Annotated in this window: 2 protein-coding genes; one reads left to right on the top strand and one right to left on the bottom strand. The window is 61.2% G+C overall.

The window, feature by feature from the left end; all coding sequences use genetic code 11:
• Positions 1-230: 230 nt before the first annotated feature.
• A complete protein-coding gene (locus tag EN750_RS34825) occupies positions 231-944 on the top strand; it encodes a DUF599 domain-containing protein (RefSeq protein ID WP_127399310.1) in 714 nt (237 codons plus the stop codon).
• Here the strand turns inward: EN750_RS34825 and EN750_RS34820 are convergent.
• A partial coding sequence (locus EN750_RS34820; protein ID WP_145968216.1) for a YdcF family protein occupies positions 923-1,280 on the bottom strand: 358 nt, incomplete at its 5' end. The genes EN750_RS34825 and EN750_RS34820 overlap by 22 nt on opposite strands.

The raw sequence follows: 1,280 nt of genomic DNA, 5'->3' as shown, positions 1-1,280 counted from the left end.
AACTCGACGGTCCTATGCCGATCTTGAACAGGTCGAAAACCGAAAGGAACACGCGGCGTTGTCTCCTGGAGTCAGGTCGAGGACTACATATAGGAATTCCCACGATGTTTCCGCTCTTTTGGAAATCGCGGCGCTGCACCCGCCGACCTTGTTTGCTCCGGCAGCGACATTGGTACGATCGCTGTATGCGGACATCGAAGCGATTGCGCTGAATGTGATAAATTCAGTCCATGGGCGATTCCCTAGATCTTTCGACAGCCGATCTCGCGGCGCTGGCCTTCTTCCTCGTCGCGTGGCTGCTGCACACGTTCGCCTCCGATGGCAAGCTGGTCAGCCGCATATCGCTGACGACGGCCATGAATGCACAGCGGCAAGCCTGGATGCGGACCATGGCCGAGCGCGAGATCCGCATCGTCGACACCGCCATTATGAGCGGGCTGCAGCAAGGCACCGCCTTCTTCGCCTCCAGCTCGCTGATCGCGATCGGCGGCTGCTTTGCCTTGCTCGGCGCGTCCGACCGGGTTCTTGAAGTGCTCAGCGACCTGCCCTTGGGTGGCGCGCCGTCGCGCGCGGCTTTTCAGATAAAGGTGTTCGGACTGGTGCTGATCCTGGCGTTTTCGTTCTTCAAATTCGGCTGGGCGTACCGGCTGTTCAACTATTGCACGATCCTGATCGGCGCCGTGCCGATCCCGCATGGCGAAGCCTCACGCAATCCGGTCACCGAAACGGCGGTGTGGCGTGCGGCGCAAATGAACATGCTGGCCGGAAAGCACTTCAACTCAGGCCTGCGCGGGGTGTTCTTCTCGATCGGTTATCTCGGCTGGTTCGTCGACCCCATGGTGTTCGTGTTGTCGACGCTGTTGCTGCTGGCCGTTCTGGTGCGGCGCCAGTTCTTCTCGGCCGCCAGGCAGGCGGTGATCGGTCAGCCGCCTGGAAAAGGCTGATCGATCCGGCCAGACAGCCAATAGGCAAAAAGCCCGATCCATTCGCGGATGGCCATGGTGGTGGCCTGCAGTGAGTCGGCCGGATTATCGCGGAACAGCCCGATGCCTTCTTTGCCCGAGGTGCGATAGTCGACCGGCCAGGGAACGGTGGCGAAGCCAGCCTTGTCGAACAGCGCCTTGGCGCGCGGCATATGGAAGGCTGAGGTCACGAGCAGCCAGGTCTCGCCGGGCTTCGGCGTGACCAACTCCTTGGTGAAGACCGCGTTCTCATAGGTGTTGCGGGATTTGTTCTCCAGGATCAGACGATCGGCGGCCACGCCAAGCGCGGTGAGCAGG

The organism is Mesorhizobium sp. M7A.F.Ca.ET.027.03.2.1 (genome assembly GCF_003999175.1).
Classification (GTDB): Bacteria; Pseudomonadota; Alphaproteobacteria; order Rhizobiales; family Rhizobiaceae; genus Mesorhizobium.
Note: the sequence above shows the minus strand (reverse complement) of the source record. Positions and strands in the feature narration are given on the sequence as shown.